Source organism: Tatumella citrea (assembly GCF_002163585.1).
GTDB lineage: Bacteria > Pseudomonadota > Gammaproteobacteria > Enterobacterales > Enterobacteriaceae > Tatumella > Tatumella citrea.
In genome coordinates, this window is the sequence record NZ_CP015579.1 from 1593503 (window position 1) to 1615649 (window position 22147).

The following is a 22147-nucleotide window of genomic DNA, read 5'->3' on the forward strand; positions in this document are numbered from 1 at the left end:
TGGAGCTAACATAAAGGAGAAAAGGTATGAGGCTCAGTACCAGTTTGATTTTTGCACGACAGATGCAGGGAATGAGTAATGCGCAGAGTCGCTGGCTGGAGAGCGGAATGCGGATATCAACAGGAAAAAGAGTGACTAAACCTTCCGATGATCCTATTTCGGCGTCCCAGGCAGTGAATGTGTCTCAGACGCAAAATAAAGATGCGCAATATGAGCTGGCACAGTCATTTGCGAACCAGTCTTTGGCCTATGAAGAGAACGCTTTAAGCAGTGTCAGCGACTGTATTGAAACGGCACTGACTCAGGTGGTTTATGGCTCTACCGGCACCCTGAATGATGATGACCGCGCCTCGATTGCCACCCAGCTTACCGGAATTCGCGATCAACTGGTGGACCTGGCGAACACTCAGGACAGTAATGGTCGCTATATTTTCGCTGGCTATAAAACCCAGCAACAGCCGTTTATCAACAGCGGCGGAAGTGTGATTTATCAGGGTGGAGATGACGCTATCAGCCAGAAAGTCAGCAGCCAGCGTACGATGACGATTGGCCATCCCGGCAATCAGATATTTATGTCGCTAACCGCAAATGCCACTCCGGAACCGGATGGCTCAGCCAGCGAAACCAGCGTTTTTAATATGCTTGATTCAGCGATAAAAGCGCTGAGTGTGCCGCAGTCTGGTGCGACTGATGGGACTATTGAACAGTTCGGCGACACTATGGATAAGGTGAACCGTGGTTTACACAACGCGCTGAATAATGTGTTGAGCGTACGTTCAGAGATTGGTACCGGACTTTCGGAGCTGGATAAACTGGACAGTCAGGGGCAGGATCGGGGCGTTATCCTCAGTTCTCAGATGAGCCAACTGACGGATGCCGATATTACTCAGTCGATCTCCGATTACACGATGCAGCAAACGGCTTTGCAGGCCAGCTATCAAACCTTTAGCGCAATGTCGAAATTATCATTGTTTCAGCTCAACAGCTGAACGCAGGCAATAAAAAACCTGACCGGTAAGGGTCAGGTTTTTTTTGGCTGTGTTTTGCTCACACGGGGAGCATCACAGGGTTTAGCCTTATGAAGCTTTGGTTACTGGTGCAGTCGCATGATGGCTGGCGGTATGTCCACCTGCAGCACCTTTTCCTGCGAAATCATAAACCGGACGTACCCAGTCACTGTGACGCGGTGGTTCAGCAACCCATTCAGGTGCCGGTGCACGGGTCATCGGAGCAGTCGCATGGAAACGAGGTTTAGTCGTCGGTGCCGCTACTGTTGCGGCGACCGGTGCTGTTTTAGCTTCCTGTGGGGCCGGAGCCGGAGCTTCTGGCTCAGCAGTGACTGCTGCCGGAGTTTCGGCAACCACAGAGCGCACTTCCTCAGTCTCAGGGGCTGATTCAACAGCTTCTGGTACTGCCGTAACTTCCGGCGCTTCAACCACTTCCGCAGCAGCAGTTTCTGCCGGGGCATTCACTTCAGCTGTTGCCGGAACAACTTCAACCTCAGTGCTGGCAGGACTGTCGGCAACCGGTGACGGCTGACTGGCCGTTTCAGTTGCAACAACCTCTGATTGTGCCGGTTCAGGCACTACAGTCTCAGCAGAAGTTACAGACTCGCTGACAACAGGTGCATCCGTAGCGACCGGGGTACTTTCCTCAGCACTTACCACTTCCTGAGCTGCAGAGGCAGCAGGCAGGGTACTGGCAGGTTCAGCAACAACTGGTGTTTCAGTTGCAGCGGCTTCTGCCACTTCTGGTACGCTGTCTGGCTGTGGCGCTGCAGGCAACGATGTTGTAACAACATCAGCCACTACCGGCTCAACAACTGTTTCGTTCACTGGTTGATCCTGCAGGTCTTCAGACTGAACAAATTCATCCTGTAGAACCGGGGCAGAATAGCTGATCCACACTTTACCGGAAGCTAACTCCGGAGAGGCAACGGCAGTTTCCAGAGGCATTGCGGACTGCTGCGGATAACGCTCGTCACGATAACGACGACGGCGTTGGCCACTGACGCGCAGATGGCGTGGAGAACGGCGTGAACGACGAGGAATATTGCCGTTATTATCACGGTTTTCCTGTCCATCTTCACGGGCGCTTTCTACAGCCACAACGTCATCACCGACCACTGTGGTTTCTGTTGTCGCGGCTACCTCAGCAGGAGCGGTGTCCCGGGTCTCTTCGACGCCATAACGAACTTTCTGTGTCAGAGTACGCTGTTTACGACGAACGCTGATTTGCACCGGTTCTTCTACGGCAGCTGCCTCGTTAGTCTGAACCTCAGCAACCACTGTCGGCTGTTCCGGAGCGGTGGCTTCCTGTTGCTGACGACGTTCTTCCTGGCGACGACGTTGACGCTCAGCACGCTGCTCACGACGTTGTTGCTCGCGTTGCTGACGTGCTTCGTCGGTCAGAGGTGTGTTCTGACGAGTCGGCTGTGTCTCTTCACGATTTTCTGTCGCAACAGTGTTACGACGGTTATTATTCCGGCGGTTATCCTGGCTGTTGGCATTATCGTTAGTGCGGGTCTGTCCTGAACGCTCATTGCGATCGTTACGTTCGGTGCGTTCGTTACGATCCGTTTTCTGCTCGTTATTACGGTCAGTACGTTCGTTACGGTCATTCCGGTCATTCCGGTCGTTACGATCAGTCCGCTCATTGCGGTCATTACGATCGTTACGGTTGTTACGATTATTACGACGACGGTCGTTACGGTTAGCCGAAGAAGCGTTTTCGCTGTTGCGGGCAGGCGTCTCTGCTTTGGCAGGAGCTTCACTGACGGTCTCTTTCTCAGAACCGCCAAACAGATTTTTCAGACCTTTAAGCAGACGACTAAAGATACAGCTGCCTTTGGCTGCTGGCACTTGTTCAGCTGCTACCGGCACAACCGGTGCTTCAGTTATTGTCGGTGGTGCTTCTGTCATAGCAAAAGCTGCCAGCGCTGGTTGTTCAGGGCGACGGCGTTCAGCAGGCTCTTCATCGGAAATGGCTGCCACTTCGATTTCATGCAGTTTCGGCAGGTGATAGCTAAGAGTTTTCGTCTCTTCACCCTTACGTACACGCAATACTGAATAGTGAGGAGTTTCCATACGATCATCAGGAACAATAATCGCCCGCACTCCACCCTGACGGGTTTCGATAGCATTGACCGCTTCACGCTTTTCATTCAGCAGGTAAGAGGCAATCTGTACCGGCACAATGGCATGAACTTCTTTGGTGTTTTCTTTCAGCGCTTCTTCTTCAATCAGACGCAGAATAGAGAGTGACAGCGACTCATTATCACGGATAGTCCCGGTACCACTACAGCGCGGGCAGACGTGATGACTGGACTCACCCAGTGACGGGCTCAGACGCTGACGGGACATCTCCAGCAGGCCGAATCGTGAGATATGGCTAATCTGAATTCGTGCACGATCCTGACGTACGGCTTCGCGCAGCCGGTTTTCTACAGCACGCTGATGACGCACCGGCGTCATATCGATAAAGTCGATGACAATTAAACCACCCAGGTCACGCAGACGTAACTGACGGGCAATTTCATCGGCGGCTTCCAGGTTGGTATTAAAGGCGGTTTCTTCGATATCGCCACCACGGGTTGCACGGGCGGAGTTAATATCGATGGCTGTCAGTGCCTCGGTACTATCGATAACAATCGAACCACCGGAAGGCAGACGAACTTCACGCTGGAACGCAGATTCAATCTGTGACTCAATCTGATAATGGCTGAACAGCGGGATTTCACCGGTGTACAGTTTAATTTTGCTGCTGAAATCAGGACGACCGAGAGCTGCGATATGCTGACGTGCCAGTTCCAGTACTTTCGGGTTATCAATCAGAATTTCACCGATGTCCTGGCGCAGATAATCGCGGAAGGCACGAACGATAACATTACTTTCCTGATGGATCAGAAACGGAGCAGGGCGGTTTTCGGCAGCTTTCTGAATCGCTTCCCAGTGTTTCAGACGAAAACTGAGATCCCATTGCAGTGCTTCTGCAGATTTTCCAACCCCGGCAGTACGGACAATCAGCCCCATACCTTCCGGTAACTGTAGTGAAGAGAGCGCTTCTTTCAGTTCAGTACGGTCATCACCCTCGATACGACGGGAAATGCCACCTGCCCGCGGATTATTGGGCATCAGCACCAGATAACTGCCCGCCAGGCTGATAAAGGTTGTCAGTGCTGCGCCTTTATTTCCGCGCTCTTCTTTGTCTATCTGGACGATAACTTCCTGACCTTCACGTAACACATCCTTGATATTCGGACGGCCGTGCATGGAATAATTGGCAGGGAAGTATTCGCGGGAGATTTCTTTCAGAGGGAGGAAACCGTGACGTTCAGCGCCGTAATCTACAAATGCAGCTTCAAGACTGGGTTCAATACGGGTGATTTTGCCTTTATAAATATTTGCCTTTTTCTGTTCATGGCCAGGACTTTCAATATCCAGATCATACAGACGTTGTCCATCTACAAGGGCGACACGCAACTCTTCCTGCTGAGTAGCGTTGATTAACATTCTTTTCATTTTGAGGTACTCGTCATTTTCTCATAAGTGACTCAGCTGCGGGCATCATTGCCCTGGACGACGATTAACCGATGGCTCCGTGGCTTATTGCAATCACGTCAGCCTCACGGCTGTCGATCGCTAAAGGAGCGCAAAAAATGTCGGAGGTGAGGTTTCAAACAGAAACCGCGACCAGATGAGGAGAAACCCACTATAAAGGCAGTGATACGTACACCCCACTACGTCCAGGCTACAACCCGCAGCCCGCTAAGTGCCTGATTAAACATTACGTCTTATGCCATTGCTGCGTGTCTGTTCAATCCGGCAAAAATTCTTCTTACACGATCTTATTTTCCGGGGTTTCCCGGCAAAGATACCTGAGCATTATTCCATTGCTCACACGAATATAGCAAGGTGACTTTCACTGCAGAGATCACTTTATTTGTTATTTATTTGATCTTCCGGACAGCAATGCCGGGATATTGTTTAAAAAGAGTGCGCTTTACTGTCACGACGGCTTGTCGGGTTGTCGGTTTCTACAAATTAGTAGCACCTGACAGCCACTCTCTATTACAATCGCAGCCATGAAAAATGAGAACCTGGGCGTACAATTTGTCGCCATCACGGCGGAACACGCCGGACAAAGAATTGATAACTTTTTGCGTACCTTTTTGAAAGGTGTCCCGAAGAGTATGATTTACCGTATTTTGCGTAAGGGTGAAGTGCGGGTTAATAAAAAACGGATCAAGCCTGAATATAAGCTGCTGGACGGTGATGAAATTCGGGTTCCACCGATCCGGGTCTCTGAGAAAGAGGTTCCGGAAGTGTCACCGAAGCTGGATAAAGTGGCAGAACTGGAACATGCCGTTATCTATGAAGATGATTCTATTCTGGTGCTGAACAAACCTTCCGGCACTGCGGTGCACGGCGGCAGCGGGCTAAGCTTTGGTGTAATTGAAGGTTTACGGGCATTACGGCCTGAAGCACGTTTTCTGGAACTGGTTCACCGTCTGGACCGGGACACTTCAGGTGTACTGCTGGTGGCGAAAAAGCGTTCAGCATTGCGTTCGCTGCATGAGCAGTTGCGCGAGAAAGGAATGCAAAAAGATTATCTGGCATTGGTCAGAGGTCAGTGGCCATCCCATGTGAAATCGGTTAAAGCACCGTTGCTGAAAAATATCCTGCAAAGCGGCGAACGTGTGGTGCGGGTCAGTGCCGAAGGTAAACCTTCAGAAACCCGGTTTAAAGTAGAAGAGCGCTATCAGTTCGCCAGTCTGGTCAAGGCCAGCCCAATCACCGGTCGTACTCATCAGATTCGTGTACATACGTTGCATGCTGATCATCCGATTGCTTTTGACGACCGTTACGGTGATCGGGATTTTGATCAGCAACTGGCTGGCACCGGACTCAATCGTCTGTTCCTGCATGCCGCGGCTATCACTTTTACCCATCCTGCAACCGGTGAAACTTTACGGCTGGAAGCACCAATGGACGAAACATTGCGTCGTTGCCTGACGCGTCTGCGCCAGCAAAAAAGTTAATCTTCTGCCGGACGGCGTTCCTGCTGTCCGGCAATTTGTGAGCTCACACACTCATCCTGCCAGCTCACCCTGTGGATTACCCCGCCAGGAGGAGGGCGCCGTGTGGTATCTGTGCCACACTACGCTGACATCCTTCCTGACGGGCATGCGTATGAAACCCTTGTTATTATCCCTGCTGTTATTTCCCGGTGTGGCACTGGCTCAGTGGAGTGCAACAGGGTTTTCAGACTTTCGGCCAACGGTGCCGGGCGTCGTTGAATCCGAAGCCTCGCTGACGAAAGGCGTGCGGGATTTTACTCTGCAACAGGCGGGACAATGCTGGCAACCTGAGCAGGCGGTCAGGTTGAACCAAAGCCTGTCTTTGCGCAGCTGCACTGGTACCCCTCCACAATGGCGGATTTTCCGGGACGGTGACTACCGGCTGCAACTGGATACTCGCAGTGGTACACCAACCCTGATGATTACCGTTCGTCAGCCGGAGTCTGACAGCTTATCGGTAGCCCCTGCACGCTGTCCGGTCTGGAACGGAAAACCCCTTAGTATCGATGTCAGCAGTACTTTTGCCGAGGGCAGTCGCGTCCGAGAGTTCTACAGCAGCACTGTCAGTGTGGTGAAGCAGGGGCACATTACCCTTGCCCCGGCGAGTGGCAGTGACGGATTACTGTTACTGGAGTCGGCGGACACAACAGGTCCGGCTCCTTTCAGCTGGCATAATGCTACAGTCTATTTTGCGCTGACCGACCGCTTTGCTAACGGCAATCCGGCGAACGACCATAGTTATGGCCGCAAGGATGACGGGATGCAAAATATCGCCACTTTCCATGGCGGGGATTTACAGGGGCTGACCGGTAAGCTCGACTACCTGCAACAGCTGGGGGTGAACGCGCTATGGATAAGCTCCCCGCTGGAACAAATCCATGGCTGGATTGGGGGCGGAGCAAAGGGCGATTTCCCGCATTATGCCTACCATGGATACTACGCACTTGACTGGACCCGGCTGGATGCCAACATGGGCACCGCTGCCGATTTACAGGCGCTGGTTACAGCGGCCCATAAGCGGGGGATTCGGATACTTTTTGACGTGGTGGTTAACCATACCGGGTATGCCACGCTGGCAGATATGCAGGAATTTGGCTTTGGGGCGTTATATTTATCCGCCACACAGCAGCACCAGCTCTTAGGTGAACACTGGACTGACTGGACACCTGGCAAAGGGCAGACCTGGCACAGTTATAATGACTATATCAATTTTTCCGATAAAGCAGGCTGGAGTCGTTGGTGGGGGAAAGACTGGGTCAGAAGCGACATCGGAGACTATGATGCCCCGGGATACGATGATTTAACCATGTCACTGGCGTTCCTGCCGGACCTGAAAACCGAATCGCCTGAGCCGGTCGCTCTGCCATATTTTCTGCAACATAAGCCAGACACGGGCGCAAAAACCCTTCCGGGCTATACAGTACGTGATTATCTGACTCACTGGTTAAGCCAGTGGGTCAGGGATTACGGAATTGACGGATTCCGGGTGGATACGGCCAAACATGTTGATAAAGCCACTCTCCGGCAGCTCAAAGCACAGTCCGTTGCGGCTCTGGCGGCCTGGAAACAGGCGAATCCGGAACAGAAACCTGATGATGCACCTTTCTGGATGACCGGCGAAGCCTGGGGACATGGGGTGATGCGCAGCATTTATTACGATAACGGCTTCGACGCGATGATCAATTTTGATTATCAGGAACAGGCCGCCGCAGCGGTAAATTGTTTTGCGTCAATTGACAGTGTCTGGCAACAGATGTCAGGACAGTTGCAGACCTTTAATGTCCTGAGTTATCTGTCCTCGCATGATACCCGCTTGTTCCGTGAGGGCGGGCCCCGTGGTGCAGAATTACTGATGCTGGCTCCCGGAGCTGTCCAGCTGTTTTATGGCGATGAAACAGCCCGGGCTTTCGGGCCGACTGGTTCTGACCCGATTCAGGGGACACGATCAGATATGAACTGGCCGGATGTGAACGGCAAGAGTGCTGCCCTGTTGGCACACTGGCAGAAACTCGGTCAGTTCCGTGCACGGCATCCGGCGATTGGGGCCGGTCAGCAGACCACACTGCCGCTGGCAGAGGGCTATGGTTTTACCCGGCAACTCGGGGACGACAAAGTAATGGTGGTGTGGGTGGGGCAACATTAACTTTAAATACCGGGGGCGGATATAATGCCCCCGGACTGTCGCCTCTGGCAGAATTACAAACTGGTCAGCGGATCCAGTCCGGCTTCACGCAGAAATTCGCATAAGGCGATTAACGGCAGCCCCACCAGTGTATTTGGGTCGCGGCCCTGTAGTGAGTCGAACAGGGTAATCCCCAATCCTTCAGACTTAAAACTACCGGCACAGTTTAGGGGCTGTTCTCTGGCAATATAGGCTTCAATTTCTTCGTCCCGCAGTTGACGAAAGTTAACCTGAAAAGTTTCGCAGCACTGCCAGAACTGGCGACGGCGGGAGCAGTAAAGCGTAAGTCCGGTATAAAAGGTGACGGATTGCCCGCTGGCTGCCCGCAACTGTTGATACGCTTTTTCCGCAGTATTGGGTTTCCCGAGAAAATGGCCGTTAAGAGAACCGACCTGATCTGACCCGATGATAAGCGTGTCTGGCGCATTGCCTGCCAGGGCTAAGGCTTTTTGTTGGGCCAGCCGGACAACCAGTTGCCCGGCGCTTTCGCCAGGCAGTGCCGACTCATCAATGTCCGGCGAAGCACAGGTAAATGGCAGCCCGAGTTTAGCCAGCAATGCCTGACGGAAAGGGGAGGAGGAAGCCAGTAGCAGGGGTTGTTTCATATTTTTTTCATAATCTATAGCGAATTGGACTCAGTCATTTTAAACTATCGCCCGCTACAGATGCGAATATTGGGTGAAAGATGCCGTAATGCGGCCTTTTTCTTTGACTCTATGACATTACAAAGTTAATATGCGCGCCCTATGCAAAAGGTAAAATTACCCCTGACACTGGATTTGCTGCGTTCTGCTCAGAAGCGCCTTGATTATCATGGCGTGTATACTCCTGAACTTACAGAACGTATTGCGGCTTCAGTTGTGAGTGTGGACAGTGATGTAGAATGTAATATGTCGTTTGCAATCGACAATCAGCGCCTGGCTGTGCTGCAGGGTACTGCCAGCGTTCAGGTCACCCTGAGTTGTCAGCGTTGCAATCAACCTTTTCCACATGCTGTACACGTAAGCTATACCTTCAGTCCTGTGCGTAATGACGAACAGGCGGAGGCGCTACCGGAAGGTTACGAGCCAGTTGAAGTCGATGAGTATGGCGAAGTCGATTTGCTTGCGGTCATCGAGGATGAAATTATCCTCGCATTGCCTGTCGTTCCGGTGCATGATTCTGAACACTGTGAAGTGTCCGACGCGGATATGGTCTTTGGTGAACTGCCTGCAGAGGCTGAGAAACCAAACCCGTTTGCCGTATTAGCCAGTTTAAAGCGTAAGTAATAGGAGTAAGGTCCATGGCCGTACAACAGAATAAACCCACCCGTTCTAAGCGTGGTATGCGCCGTTCGCACGATGCGCTGACCACTACCACTCTGTCAGTAGATAAAGTTTCCGGCGAAACTCATCTGCGTCACCACATGACTGCCGACGGTTACTACCGTGGTCGTAAGGTCATCACTAAGTAATTTCTTGCTGCGACGCAAGGCGTTACTTTGACACGTTTGACCCTGGCAGTTGATGCTATGGGCGGGGATTTCGGTCCTCCCGTGACGGTGCCTGCTGCATTGCAGGCACTGGCCTCTCACTCGCAACTTGAACTTCTTTTAGTCGGTTATCCCGACGAAATTCAGCCATTACTTGCCAGAGCAGATTCCTCGATACATCAGCGGGTGACGATTATCCCTGCCGAGTCTGTTATTGCCAGTGATGCCGCCCCTTCGGGTGCGATTCGTCACAGCCAGGGCTCTTCGATGCGTATTGCACTGGAGCTGTTGAAAGACGGACGAGCGTCCGCCTGCATCAGTGCCGGAAATACCGGAGCACTGATGGGCCTGGCAACCTTGTTGCTGCGCCCGACGGAAGGCATCCGGCGCCCGGCATTAGTGACGGTGGTGCCGCATATTCATCGTGGCCACACAGTCCTGCTGGATTTAGGCGCTAATGCCAGTGCTGACAGCACAATGTTAGTGCAGTTTGCGCTAATGGGGGCTGTGATGGCCGAAGAAGTGCTGGGGATCCCGGCACCCCGGGTCGCTTTACTGAATATCGGTCAGGAAGCCTGCAAAGGCCCGGAGCATATCAGACATGCTGCGGTTACACTGGAACAGATGGATAAGCTAAACTATGTTGGCTTTCTTGAAGGCAGTGAGTTACTGACCGGTAAGACAGATGTATTAGTTTGTGATGGCTTCGCAGGAAATGTCTCATTAAAAACCATGGAAGGGGTTATAAAAACCTTTCTGAACCTGATGACAGGCACGGAACAGACAACGAAGCGATCATGGTGGCGTCACCTGGTTGTTCGCAGTATGAAGGGACGTCTGATGAAACGTTTTGGTGAAATCGACCCCGATCAGTATAACGGTGCATCCCTGTTGGGGCTGCCCGGAATTGTTATTAAGAGTCATGGTGCCGCAAGTGAGCGAGCCTTTGCAGTGGCCATCGAACACGCAATTCAGGCGGTAGTACGTAATATCCCTGAAAAAATTTCGGTTCGGCTTGATACAGTACTAGCCAGGAGTGACATAGCCTAGATGTATAGCAAAATTATTGGTACCGGCAGTTATCTGCCTGAACAGGTTCGCACCAATGCAGACCTGGAAAAAATGGTAGACACTTCCGACGAGTGGATTGTCACGCGCACGGGTATTCATGAACGCCGCATTGCTGCTGCTCATGAAACTGTAGCTACGATGGGATTCACTGCAGCGACAAATGCCCTGGAAATGGCAGGGATCACCGCCAATGACATTGGTCTGATTATTGTTGCAACTACCTCTTCCTCACATGCTTTCCCGAGTTCAGCCTGCATGATTCAGCAGCAACTGGGAATTAAAGACTGCCCGGCGTTTGACCTGGCAGCAGCCTGTGCCGGATTCACCTACGCACTCAGCGTGGCTGATCAGTACGTGAAGAGTGGCGCAGTCAAAAATGCGCTGGTCATTGGTTCTGATACTCTGTCACGTACGCTGGATCCTAACGATCGCGGAACAATCATCTTATTTGGTGATGGTGCCGGTGCTGTGGTGTTGAGCCAGAGCGAACAACCAGGCATTATCTCTACCCACCTGCACGCTGACGGAAATTATGGTCAGTTGTTGACGCTGGCGTATCAGGACAGAGAGCATCAGGAAACTCCTCCTTATGTAACGATGGCCGGTAACGAAGTGTTCAAGGTTGCAGTAACCGAACTGGCACATATTGTGGACGAGACGCTGACGGCGAATAATATTGATCGTCAGGAACTGGACTGGCTGGTGCCACATCAGGCAAATTTACGCATCATCAGTGCTACAGCGAAAAAACTGGGCATGGGGATGGATAAAGTCGTCGTTACCCTTGACCGTCATGGAAATACTTCCGCGGCGTCAGTGCCAACCGCACTGGACGAGGCGGTACGTGATGGTCGTATTCAACGGGGGCAGTTAGTATTGCTGGAGGCCTTCGGCGGTGGTTTTACCTGGGGCTCAGCGTTAGTCCGTTTTTGATTGACAGGAACTGAAAATGACACAATTTGCAATCGTATTCCCTGGTCAGGGCTCTCAGGCTGTAGGCATGCTGGCTGAACTGGCCGCGCAGTTTCCGTTAGTTGGTGAAACTTTTGCCGAGGCTTCTGCTGCACTGGGTTATGACTTATGGCAATTGGTCCAACAGGGACCTGCGGAAGAACTGAATAAAACCTGGCAGACTCAGCCGGCACTGCTGGCAGCCTCGGTCGCAATTTACCGCGTCTGGTTAGAGCAGGGAGGCGAACAGCCTGCTTTACTGGCAGGTCACAGTCTGGGTGAATATTCTGCGTTAGTATGTGCCGGAGTGCTGGACTTTGCAGATGCAATACGTCTGGTTGAATTACGCGGTAAACTGATGCAGGAAGCTGTACCGGAAGGTACTGGTGCAATGCAGGCTATTATTGGCCTGGATGATGCGGCTATTCGTCAGGCGTGTGAAGAAAGTGCTCAGGGGCAGGTTGTTTCTCCGGTGAACTTTAACTCTCCGGGCCAGGTCGTCATTGCCGGTAACAAAGAAGCCGTTGAGCGTGCAGGTGCTGCCTGTAAAGCAGCGGGTGCTAAACGTGCACTTCCTCTGCCAGTCAGCGTTCCTTCTCACTGTGCACTAATGAAGCCTGCAGCAGAAAAACTGGCTGTAGCGCTTGAAAAACTGACTTTTAACGCTCCTCTGGTGCCGGTTGTTAACAACGTAGATGTGAAATGCGAGCAGACACCTGCTGCGATTCGCCATGCGCTGGTGCGTCAGTTGTACAGCCCGGTTCGCTGGACCGAGAGTGTCGAATTTATTGCTTCCCGGGGCGTCAGCCAACTGGTGGAAGCAGGGCCTGGTAAAGTCTTGACCGGGTTAACAAAACGTATTGCAGACTCATTGACTGCTGTAGCAGTGAATGATCCCGCATCTTTAAATGCGGCTCTGACAAAAGAATAAGAGGATAATCATGGACTTCAATGGTAAAATCGCCCTGGTTACGGGTGCGAGCCGCGGGATTGGCAAAGCCATCGCCGAAAAACTGGCTGCGCATGGCGCGACTGTTATCGGAACGGCAACCAGTGACAGAGGGGCTGATGATATCAGCACTTACCTGGGGACCGCAGGAAAGGGGATGACCCTGAATGTGACCGATGCCGATTCTGTAGAATCAGTTTTGAAAAACATCCGTGCAGAATTTGGCGAAATTGATATTTTGGTGAATAATGCCGGGGTTACCCGTGATAACCTGCTCATGCGTATGAAAGATGACGAATGGCAGGATATCCTGGACACCAACCTGACCTCTGTATTCAGGCTGTCCAAAGCCGTGTTGCGTGCTATGATGAAAAAACGCAGCGGAAGAATCATTACCATTGGTTCAGTTGTTGGAACAATGGGTAATGCGGGCCAGGCAAACTATGCAGCAGCAAAAGCAGGTTTGATTGGTTTTAGCAAATCACTGGCGCGCGAAGTTGCGTCACGTGGTATTACTGTAAACGTTGTGGCACCGGGCTTTATTGAGACGGACATGACGCGAGCACTTAATGAAGAGCAACGTGCCGGTATATTGGCAGAAGTCCCTGCGGGTCGTCTGGGTGGCCCCGGAGATATTGCTAATGCAGTGGCATTTTTGTCTTCAGATGAGGCGGGTTACATCACTGGTGAAACCCTTCATGTGAATGGCGGAATGTACATGGTCTGATAACTGCGAAATTAATTTGCTTTTTTTGTGCATTAAAACGCAAAATATGGCAAACCGTGGTTAGACCAGACTGGTTTTAGTTGCATCTTTTTCAACATTTTATACACTACGAAAACCGTCGCGAAAGCGAGTTTTGATAGGAAATTAAATAGTATGAGCGATATCGAACAACGCGTTAAGAAAATCATTGCTGAGCAGCTGGGTGTTAAAGAAGATGAAGTGACTAACTCTGCTTCTTTCGTAGAAGACCTGGGTGCCGATTCTCTTGACACCGTTGAGCTGGTGATGGCTCTGGAAGAAGAGTTTGATACTGAGATTCCAGACGAAGAAGCTGAAAAAATCACTACCGTTCAGGCAGCGATCGACTACATCAATAGCCATCAGGGCTAATGAACATCATCAGGCGGTCATTCGACCGCCTGAGTTTTATGTCCGCCCCACTTAGTGTTGTTTTTTTCCCCCTCTTTGGAGGACAAACGTGTCTAAGCGTCGTGTAGTTGTGACTGGTCTTGGCATGCTGTCTCCTGTCGGCAATACCGTAGAGTCTACCTGGAGTGCTCTCCTTGCCGGTCAGAGCGGCATCAGCATGATTGACCACTTTGACACCAGTGCCTATGCAACCCGTTTTGCCGGTCTGGTCAAAGATTTTAATTGTGACGATATCATTTCGCGTAAAGAACAACGCAAAATGGATATCTTCATTCAGTATGGAATTGCGGCGGGCGTTCAGGCAATGCAGGACTCAGGTCTGGTTGTTACTGAAGAGAATGCTACGCGCATCGGAGCTGCGATTGGTTCCGGTATCGGTGGCCTGGGGTTAATTGAAGAGAACCATTCTTCACTCACCAACGGCGGCCCGCGTAAAATTAGTCCGTTTTTTGTGCCATCCACCATTGTAAATATGGTGGCAGGACATCTGACCATTATGTATGGCATCAGAGGCCCAAGTATCAGTATTGCTACTGCCTGTACTTCAGGGGGACACAATATTGGTCATGCAGCCCGAATGATTGCCTATGATGATGCAGATGTCATGCTGGCCGGTGGTGCCGAAAAAGCCAGTACCCCATTGGGTGTCGGTGGTTTTGGTGCAGCACGGGCGCTTTCGACCCGTAACGATAATCCGCAGGGCGCCAGTCGTCCGTGGGATAAAGATCGTGACGGATTCGTACTCGGAGATGGTGCCGGTATTCTGGTACTGGAAGAGTATGAGCATGCGAAAAAGCGTGGCGCGAAAATCTATGCCGAAGTTGTCGGTTTCGGTATGAGCAGCGATGCTTACCATATGACTTCTCCGCCGGAAGATGGCGCAGGAGCAGCATTAGCTATGGCGAATGCTTTGCGTGATTCTGGTCTCTCTGTTGAGCAGATTGGCTACATCAATGCGCATGGTACATCTACCCCTGCGGGAGATAAAGCTGAGGCTCAGGCCGTGAAATCTATCTTTGGTTCGGTTGCAGATAAAGTCATGGTCAGTTCCACTAAGTCGATGACCGGTCATCTGCTGGGTGCGGCGGGTGCAATAGAGTCGATTTTCTCGATTCTTGCCCTGCGTGATCAGGCCGTTCCTCCAACCATTAATCTGGATAATCCGGATGAAGGTTGTGATTTAGACTTTGTTCCTCATACTGCCCGCCAGGTCAATGGAATGGAATACACACTGTGTAATTCATTCGGATTCGGCGGAACTAACGGTTCGGTGATTTTCCGTAAAATCTGATCCGTTGGTTTACCTGTCAGGCCCGCTTTGCGGGCCTTTTTTTTGCCGTTGTCGCCCGGGATGATGGGCGCGTTACAGAGGAGAATTCCGTGGTACTGATTGACGGAGCTGAGGCTGACAGCATTTCTGTGACTGACCGGGCATTGCAGTTCGGTGACGGCTGTTTTACCACGGCATTAGTAGTAAATGGCCAGGTTGTCAGAATCGATGATCACCTGCAACGTTTAAAGGAAGCTTGCCACCGTCTGGCTATTCCTTTCACTCACTGGTCAGTGACTGAGCAGGAGATGCAACAGCTGGCAGCAGGCCATCAGCAGGGCGTTGTAAAAGTCCTAATCAGTCGGGGATCCGGTGGCAGGGGCTATGCAATAAGCGGTTGTGACCAGCCACGACGAATTATTAGTGTTTCGGCCTACCCGACGCATTATGCACAGTGGCGGAAACAGGGAATACGTCTCGCTACTTCGCCGGTTCGTTTAGGACTAAATCCGGCACTGGCAGGGATTAAGCATCTTAACCGGCTGGAGCAGGTGCTGATTCGGCAGTTTATTGACAGTGCCGGAGTTGATGAAGCACTGGTGCTGGATTATCACGGACGGGTGGTTGAGTGTTGTACTGCCAATATTTTTTGGCGCTGCGGAGATGAATTATTTACCCCACGACTGGACGAAGCAGGTGTGGACGGTACAATGCGGCGTTATCTTATTCGTCTGCTGTCAGCACAAGGATATGCTGTGCAACAGACAGCCGCAGATGCCAGCATTTTGCAGGCGGCTGAAGAAGTGTTTATTTGCAACTCATTACTGCCGGTTGTGCCTGTCATCAGTATTGATGGCCGGAATTATGCCCCCGGCAAACTGACACGCAGACTTTCAGAAATATGTAATACACCAGGGTAAGCATGCAAAAAAAAATTAAATCGACACTGGCTACAGTGATTATTATTGGAGCAATAGTTGGCGGCGGCATCTGGAAAACCCGGCAGTTTGCCGGTTCGCCGTTGTTAATCACAGAACAGACGATTTATACCCTGCCGGCAGGTACCGGACGGGTAGCTTTGGAACAACAACTTGAACAGCAGAAAATTATTCCTGAGAGCTTCTGGTTTAGCTGGTTGCTAAAAGCTGAGCCGGAGCTGGCCCGTTTTAAGGCCGGAACTTACCGGCTGGAGCCGGGGATGACAGTACGCAGCTTATTGCAATTACTGGCCAGCGGCAAAGAGGCTCAGTTTCCGGTACGCTTTATCGACGGTCAGCGTCTGAGTGAGTGGCTGAAAACATTGCGGGACGCGCCTTATCTGAAACATGAGCTGGTGGATGATCAACTGTCAACCGTCGCCACTGCGCTAAAACTATCGTCCTCAGATCCTGAAGGCTGGTTCTATCCGGATACCTACCTGTATACCGCTCATATGAGTGATATTGCCTTACTGACTCTGGCACATCAGCGCATGGAAAAACTGGTGGATCAGGTGTGGGCACAACGGGCTGCGGGTTTACCTTATACCGACAAAAATCAGCTGGTCACGATGGCCTCGATTATTGAGAAAGAGACTGCCCTGAGTGATGAACGTGAAAAAATTGCCTCGGTATTTGTGAACCGGTTACGGTTGGGGATGAAACTTCAAACTGATCCTACAGTAATTTACGGGATGGGCGACCAGTACCATGGTGTACTTACCCGTAAAGATCTGGAGACTCCGACCGCTTATAACACTTACGTTATTCCGGGATTGCCACCGGGTCCGATAGCAATTCCGGGCAAGGCATCGCTGGAAGCAGCGGCGCATCCGCTGACCACCAGTTATCTTTACTTTGTCGCAAATGGTAGTGGCGGCCACACTTTTTCTACAAATCTTGCCAGCCACAACCGGGCAGTTCAGGCCTGGCGGACACTGGAAGATAAACAGGCTGCATCTTCGCAGGCATCAGCGGCAGAAAGAAATGTGACCGAAAAAAGTGAGCCACATTCTGACGGTGACGGGAAATCATTAACTTCCGGGACAACCCGTGATAACGTTTCTGCCGGTAGCGATCCTCAGAAGACAACGTCCACTGATAGCAGCCGGCAAACCGAATCCCCGTCGGCGGCAGGACAGGATAAGAAAACTATAAATGAAAAATAAATTTATTGTTATTGAAGGACTTGAAGGGGCAGGGAAAACATCAGCCCGCGATTTATTATTGGAAATACTTGCGCAACACGGAATTACAGATGTGGTGCTGACCCGTGAACCGGGCGGAACACCTCTGGCTGAACAATTACGAACCCTGATTAAGCAGGGGGTGAGTAACGAGCCTGTCACGGATAAGGCAGAATTACTGATGCTTTACGCGGCGCGGGTACAGCTGGTGGAAAATATTATCAAACCGGCGCTCAGTCGTGGCGCCTGGGTAGTCGGCGATCGTCATGATCTTTCTTCCCGCGCCTATCAGGGGGGAGGACGGGGATTCGATCAGCAACTTATGGATACATTGCGTCAGGCGGTGCTGGGAGATTTTAAACCAGACCTGACTTTGTACCTGGACGTGACTCCGGAAATCGGTTTACAACGCGCCCGTAGCCGTGGCGAACTGGATCGCATCGAACAGGAGTCTCTGGACTTTTTCCACCGTACCCGTGCACGGTATCTGGAAATTGCTGCCACAGATCCGACCATCCTTACAATTGATGCTACCGGCACGCCGCAGCAGGTCAGAGCGGCATTAACCGAAACCCTTACCCACTGGCTGACGGAAAACTGCTGATGCAATGGTACCCGTGGCTTAATGCCCCTTATAAACATATTGTCAGTCAGCATCAGGCTGGCAGGGCACATCACGCTCTGCTGATTCAGTCTTTGCCCGGGATGGGAGACAGTGCCCTGGTCTGGGGTGTATCGCGCTGGCTGATGTGTACTCAGCCGACTGGTGTTAAGAGCTGTGGCGAATGCCATGGCTGCCAGCTGATGGCTGCACATAATCATCCCGACTGGTACTCCCTGACGGCTGAAAAAGGTAAGTCGTCGCTGGGTGTCGATGCCATCCGTCAGGTCACCGATAAACTGTACCATTTTGCCCAGCAAGGTGGCGCCAAAGTGATTCATATCCCTGTGGCGGAGCAGTTAACCGAAGCTGCGGCCAACGCATTGCTGAAAACACTCGAAGAACCGCCGGCGAATTGCTGGTTCTTTCTCAGCACTCACCAGCCTTCTGCCTTGCCTGCTACCCTGCGTAGCCGTTGTATGACACTGCACCTGACAGTTCCGGCTGAGCAGCAGAGTCTGAACTGGCTGGCGGGACAGACAACTCAGCAGGAGTCTGATGCGCTGACGGCCCTGCGCCTGGCCGGGGGAGCACCGGCTGCTGCACTGGAAATGCTGACCGGCAACCAGTGGCAACAGCGCAATAAGCTGTGCCAGATGCTGAGTGAAACGTTGCCGGATCATACTCTGGCACTGCTTCCGTTACTCAGTCAGGATGATGTGGCTTTGCGTATTCACTGGCTGATGGCTTTGTTGCTTGACGCGGTCAAATATCATCAGCAAAACCTGCGCTGGATAACCAATATCGATCAACAACCGCTGATCGCAAAACTGGCAGGCCTGATGCCGGTGACCGTACTGCACCAGAGTCTGAATTTATGGATGCAATGCCGTCATCATATTCTTGAGACCCCGTCGGTAAACCATGAATTGTTAGTCACTGAAGCTCTGCTGGACTGGGAACAGTCTTTTCATGCAGGCTGAAAGGCATTAAATAAGTAAGAGAGCAGATTATGTTTTTAGTCGATTCCCACTGTCATCTGGATTGCCTGGATTATGAGAAAGAGCACAGCAATCTGGAAGATGTCATCAGTAAGGCTGCCGGGCAGGATGTCCGTTTTATGCTGGCCGTGGCAACCACCCTGCAGGGATTCGCCGGGCTGAAAACGCTGGTTAATGATCGGCCGGAAATCGCGTTGTCATGCGGAGTACATCCGCTGAATATGGAACAACCCTATCAGCAGGAAACCTTGTTGCAACTGGCTGCTGATCCTCAGGTGGTCGCGCTGGGTGAAACTGGTCTGGATTATTTTTATCAGAAGGAAGTTGCACAACAACAGGAACAGCAGCTCTCTTTTCGCCAGCATATCCGTGTCGGAAGGCAGCTAAATAAACCGGTCATTGTGCATACCCGTGATGCCAGGGAAGATACTCTGGCGTTACTGCGTGAGGAAAAGGTTGAAGAGTGTGGCGGAGTGCTGCACTGCTTTACCGAAGATAAACAGACAGCAGCAGAGCTGTTGGATATGGGCTTTTATATTTCCTTCTCCGGCATCGTTACATTCCGTAATGCGGAACAGATTCGTGAAGCCGCCCGCTATGTCCCGCTGGACAGAATTCTGGTGGAAACCGATTCTCCCTATCTGGCTCCGGTGCCTCATCGTGGTAAACCCAATCAGCCTGCGTATACCCGTGATGTGGCAGAGTATATGGCCGTTCTGAAAGGCGTGGATATTGAGACACTGGCCCTGCAGACCACCGAAAACTTTTCCCGACTGTTCCATATTCCAATGGACAGATTGGGTGCCTGAGTCTTTCGGGGACAGGAGCCAGGCCTGCCCGGTGGCAGCGGAAGAAAAACCTGCCGGTTGTCTGATTGCTGACTAAGCTTGTGTTTGCAGGGCCGGCAGAATTCACTGCGTTGCCCTGACAATAACAGCCGACATTTCCCCGGAGCCATATTTTGATGGCCTTAACCTGAGGGGATAATGTAAAGTTGTACAACTACTTACCGCTGGTTCCGGGGCTGAAACAACCCGGATCAGGGAATGAAATTTATACAGCCGTTACTTTTATCAGGAAATCAGCTCATGGCCGAAGAAACTATTTTCAGTAAAATTATTCGCCGGGAAATTCCCGCTGATATCGTCTATCAGGACGAACTGGTGACCGCATTTCGCGATATTTCACCCCAGGCACCTACCCATATTCTGATTATCCCTAATCAGTTAATACCTACAGTGAATGATCTGACCGCTGAACACGAGCCAGCTCTGGGCCGAATGATGACAGTGGCTGCTTCCATCGCTAAACAGCAGGGGATTGATGAAGATGGCTACCGGTTAATCGTTAACTGCAACCGTCATGGTGGTCAGGAAGTTTATCATATCCATATGCACCTGCTGGGTGGCCGCGCGCTTGGGCCAATGTTATCCCGTTAAGTTTCCGGAGGGGTCAGATGCGTGCAGGTTTGTTATGTCTTCCACTGGTGTTATTACTGACCGCCTGCGGAGGCAGTCAGCCACAAATCAGTATTTCACAACCGCTGGTGATGGATTCTGACGTGTTATCTGCGGGTATTACTGCTGATGGGCCGAAGCTCAGTAGTGACAGCGGACAGCAGAAAGCAACAGTAATTCTTTATAATGACCGTGACGTGGCGGTAACGCTACACTATCGTTATTACTGGTATGATGACAAAGGACTGGAAATTTTACCGGAACAACCCGCTGAAACAGTGGTTGTGCCTGCACACCAGAGTCGTGAAGCGATCTCCTGGTCGGGAAATCTGAGCGCAAGTCAGGTACGTGTGTCCCTTTATCTTTGAGGATGTTCAAGTGATTCGCAGCATAAAATTCAGTATTCCGTTGTTATTTGCGTTTGTTTTATCCGGTTGTGTGCTGAATCAGTCACAAAAACCTGCCCCGGTTGAACAGGCGCCTCAGCCGGAACAGCCGGCACCAGTTATCAGCGCGCAACAGCCACCGCCGCCGGTCACCCAGCCGCAGCCAGTGCCTGAACCACCTAAACTGAAAACCATTAACTGGCAATCCAGCGTTCAGCCATTAGTCAGCCAGATGATGAACGCCCAGGGAATTAACCCGGGCAGCGTATTACTGGTCGATCGTCTGAAAAACAGCACCAACGGATCGATTCAGAGTGCTAACGCTGACCTGGCGATTAACCAGGCGTTACAGAGCAACAGCAAATTTACTCTGGTGACAACGGCTCAGCTAAATCAGGCTAAACAGGCTCTGGGTCTCTCTCCACAGGATAGTCTCAATTCACGCAGTAAAGCGATTGGACTGGCCCGCAATCTGAATGCGCAATATGTTCTGTACAGCACCGCGCATGGTGATGCCAAAGCGCCACGGCTGCAAATGCAACTGATGTTGGTTCAGACCGGCGAAATTATCTGGACCGGCAGTGCCAGCGTCGCCGATTGATCCCTCGCTGTTACAGCTTGTCCGACAATATCAACCGGCAGATATTTCTGCCGGTTGTTTTTTACCCCTGTCAGGGCTGAGCCACCATTCACTCAAAATTGTTTTGCCGGAGCGGACGTTGCTGGCAAGACAGCAGCCGTTAACACCATTACCGTTTGTCGATCGTCGACGCGAATTCCGTGTGCTGAAAAAACTCTCTGCCGGTGGCGTGGTTGCACGCCCTCTGGGATATAATCAGCACTGGTTGCTGTTAAGCTGGCAGCCCGGTGAAATGCTGACCTGTCAGCAATTTTCTGAGCATTTTCGGGAGATATGTCAGGCTTTGGCAGAACTGCATCATCAGCCCCTGACCGGTTACCGTTTATCGCTAACCGCATTACTGGAAGATTACTGGCAGTTATGTCGTCAGAAAACGCACCACTGGTTACAGTACTGGCAGCGCCTGAAATCGCGTGGTGAACCATCACCGTTACGGCTGGTTCCGCTACATATGGATATCCATGCCGGTAATGTTTTACGAGTCAGTCAGCGCTGTTGTTTTATCGACTGGGAATACTCCGCCGACGGTGATATTGCACTTGATCTGGCGGTGATATGTCTGAATGATCCGGCGAATGAAATGCAGTGGATCAACTACTATGCCGAAATTACCGGCGTAGAACCCGGACAGTTCTCACGGCAGATTGAGCGCTGGAAGCCCTGGCTCAGGTTGCTCATGGCCTGCTGGTATCAGTTACGGGCCGAACAGACAGACAGCCCGCAGATGCAGGGGCTGGCAAGGCAGCACTGGCAGAATTTATCACTTTGA

The 22147-nt window shown here is 51.6% G+C and carries 21 protein-coding genes and 1 pseudogene; 20 read left to right on the top strand and 2 right to left on the bottom strand.

Annotation, left to right across the window (positions count from 1 at the left end; genetic code table 11):
• Nucleotides 1-26: 26 nt before the first annotated feature.
• Nucleotides 27-989 carry a flagellar hook-associated protein FlgL gene (flgL, locus tag A7K98_RS07570; protein ID WP_087487997.1) on the top strand — a complete coding sequence of 321 codons (963 nt, stop codon included), beginning with the start codon at nucleotides 27-29 and terminating at the stop codon, nucleotides 987-989.
• A gap of 87 nt (nucleotides 990-1076) precedes the next feature.
• Here flgL and rne read toward each other — a convergent pair whose 3' ends face one another.
• A complete protein-coding gene (gene rne, locus A7K98_RS07575; RefSeq protein WP_087487998.1) occupies nucleotides 1077-4520 on the bottom strand; it encodes a ribonuclease E in 3444 nt (1147 codons plus the stop codon).
• Nucleotides 4521-5083: 563 nt separating this feature from the next.
• On the opposite strand from rne, the gene rluC reads away from it, so the two are divergent.
• Nucleotides 5084-6040, top strand: coding sequence for a 23S rRNA pseudouridine(955/2504/2580) synthase RluC (rluC, locus tag A7K98_RS07580; protein ID WP_087487999.1), 957 nt, complete (start codon nucleotides 5084-5086; stop codon nucleotides 6038-6040).
• Nucleotides 6041-6191: 151 nt separating this feature from the next.
• Nucleotides 6192-8222, top strand: coding sequence for an alpha-amylase (locus A7K98_RS07585; RefSeq protein ID WP_087488000.1), 2031 nt, complete (start codon nucleotides 6192-6194; stop codon nucleotides 8220-8222).
• Nucleotides 8223-8275: 53 nt separating this feature from the next.
• Here the strand turns inward: A7K98_RS07585 and A7K98_RS07590 are convergent, their stop codons facing one another.
• Nucleotides 8276-8866 carry a Maf family protein gene (locus A7K98_RS07590; protein ID WP_087488001.1) on the bottom strand — a complete coding sequence of 197 codons (591 nt, stop codon included), beginning with the start codon at nucleotides 8864-8866 and terminating at the stop codon, nucleotides 8276-8278.
• A 141-nt stretch (nucleotides 8867-9007) separates the two neighbouring features.
• Between A7K98_RS07590 and yceD the strand changes: the two genes are divergently transcribed.
• The 17 genes and pseudogenes from yceD to A7K98_RS07675 all read left to right on the top strand — a co-directional run bounded on the left by yceD (nucleotide 9008) and on the right by A7K98_RS07675 (nucleotide 22147).
• Nucleotides 9008-9529, top strand: a complete 522-nt coding sequence (gene yceD, locus A7K98_RS07595; protein WP_087488002.1) for a 23S rRNA accumulation protein YceD — start codon at nucleotides 9008-9010, stop codon at nucleotides 9527-9529.
• Nucleotides 9530-9543: 14 nt separating this feature from the next.
• Nucleotides 9544-9714: a 50S ribosomal protein L32 gene (rpmF, locus tag A7K98_RS07600; RefSeq protein WP_025901766.1), complete on the top strand. Its 171-nt coding sequence runs from the start codon at nucleotides 9544-9546 to the stop codon at nucleotides 9712-9714.
• Between the two features lie 27 nt (nucleotides 9715-9741).
• Nucleotides 9742-10782, top strand: coding sequence for a phosphate acyltransferase PlsX (gene plsX / locus A7K98_RS07605; protein ID WP_087488003.1), 1041 nt, complete (start codon nucleotides 9742-9744; stop codon nucleotides 10780-10782).
• Nucleotides 10783-11736 carry a beta-ketoacyl-ACP synthase III gene (locus A7K98_RS07610; RefSeq protein ID WP_087488004.1) on the top strand — a complete coding sequence of 318 codons (954 nt, stop codon included), beginning with the start codon at nucleotides 10783-10785 and terminating at the stop codon, nucleotides 11734-11736.
• 16 nt (nucleotides 11737-11752) lie between these two features.
• Complete coding sequence (gene fabD, locus A7K98_RS07615; RefSeq protein WP_087488005.1) at nucleotides 11753-12685, top strand: ACP S-malonyltransferase; 933 nt, start codon at nucleotides 11753-11755, stop codon at nucleotides 12683-12685.
• 10 nt (nucleotides 12686-12695) lie between these two features.
• Nucleotides 12696-13430: a 3-oxoacyl-ACP reductase FabG gene (gene fabG / locus A7K98_RS07620; RefSeq protein ID WP_087488006.1), complete on the top strand. Its 735-nt coding sequence runs from the start codon at nucleotides 12696-12698 to the stop codon at nucleotides 13428-13430.
• Nucleotides 13431-13583: 153 nt separating this feature from the next.
• Nucleotides 13584-13820, top strand: a complete 237-nt coding sequence (gene acpP, locus A7K98_RS07625; RefSeq protein ID WP_025901771.1) for an acyl carrier protein — start codon at nucleotides 13584-13586, stop codon at nucleotides 13818-13820.
• An 88-nt stretch (nucleotides 13821-13908) separates the two neighbouring features.
• Entirely contained in the window at nucleotides 13909-15150 is a 1242-nt protein-coding gene (fabF, locus tag A7K98_RS07630; RefSeq protein ID WP_087493478.1) for a beta-ketoacyl-ACP synthase II, read from the top strand.
• A gap of 89 nt (nucleotides 15151-15239) precedes the next feature.
• Nucleotides 15240-16049, top strand: coding sequence for an aminodeoxychorismate lyase (gene pabC, locus A7K98_RS07635; protein ID WP_087488008.1), 810 nt, complete (start codon nucleotides 15240-15242; stop codon nucleotides 16047-16049).
• A 2-nt stretch (nucleotides 16050-16051) separates the two neighbouring features.
• Nucleotides 16052-17041, top strand: a pseudogene (gene mltG / locus A7K98_RS07640) (endolytic transglycosylase MltG); the annotation flags it as partial.
• A 223-nt stretch (nucleotides 17042-17264) separates the two neighbouring features.
• On the top strand, nucleotides 17265-17897 hold the full coding sequence (gene tmk, locus A7K98_RS07645) for a dTMP kinase (RefSeq protein ID WP_087488010.1): 633 nt from the start codon (nucleotides 17265-17267) through the stop codon (nucleotides 17895-17897).
• Nucleotides 17897-18877, top strand: a complete 981-nt coding sequence (gene holB, locus A7K98_RS07650) for a DNA polymerase III subunit delta' (protein WP_087488011.1) — start codon at nucleotides 17897-17899, stop codon at nucleotides 18875-18877. Before tmk ends, holB begins: the two co-directional genes overlap by 1 nt.
• A gap of 29 nt (nucleotides 18878-18906) precedes the next feature.
• Complete coding sequence (locus A7K98_RS07655; RefSeq protein WP_087488012.1) at nucleotides 18907-19704, top strand: metal-dependent hydrolase; 798 nt, start codon at nucleotides 18907-18909, stop codon at nucleotides 19702-19704.
• 279 nt (nucleotides 19705-19983) lie between these two features.
• On the top strand, nucleotides 19984-20334 hold the full coding sequence (gene hinT / locus A7K98_RS07660) for a purine nucleoside phosphoramidase (protein ID WP_087490413.1): 351 nt from the start codon (nucleotides 19984-19986) through the stop codon (nucleotides 20332-20334).
• 17 nt (nucleotides 20335-20351) lie between these two features.
• Nucleotides 20352-20720, top strand: coding sequence for a YcfL family protein (locus A7K98_RS07665; RefSeq protein WP_087488013.1), 369 nt, complete (start codon nucleotides 20352-20354; stop codon nucleotides 20718-20720).
• Nucleotides 20721-20730: 10 nt separating this feature from the next.
• Nucleotides 20731-21339, top strand: coding sequence for a penicillin-binding protein activator LpoB (lpoB, locus tag A7K98_RS07670; protein ID WP_087488014.1), 609 nt, complete (start codon nucleotides 20731-20733; stop codon nucleotides 21337-21339).
• Nucleotides 21320-22147 (top strand): phosphotransferase, encoded by an 828-nt coding sequence (locus A7K98_RS07675; RefSeq protein WP_232461604.1) that lies wholly within the window; start codon nucleotides 21320-21322, stop codon nucleotides 22145-22147. The genes lpoB and A7K98_RS07675 overlap by 20 nt, the downstream gene beginning before the upstream one ends.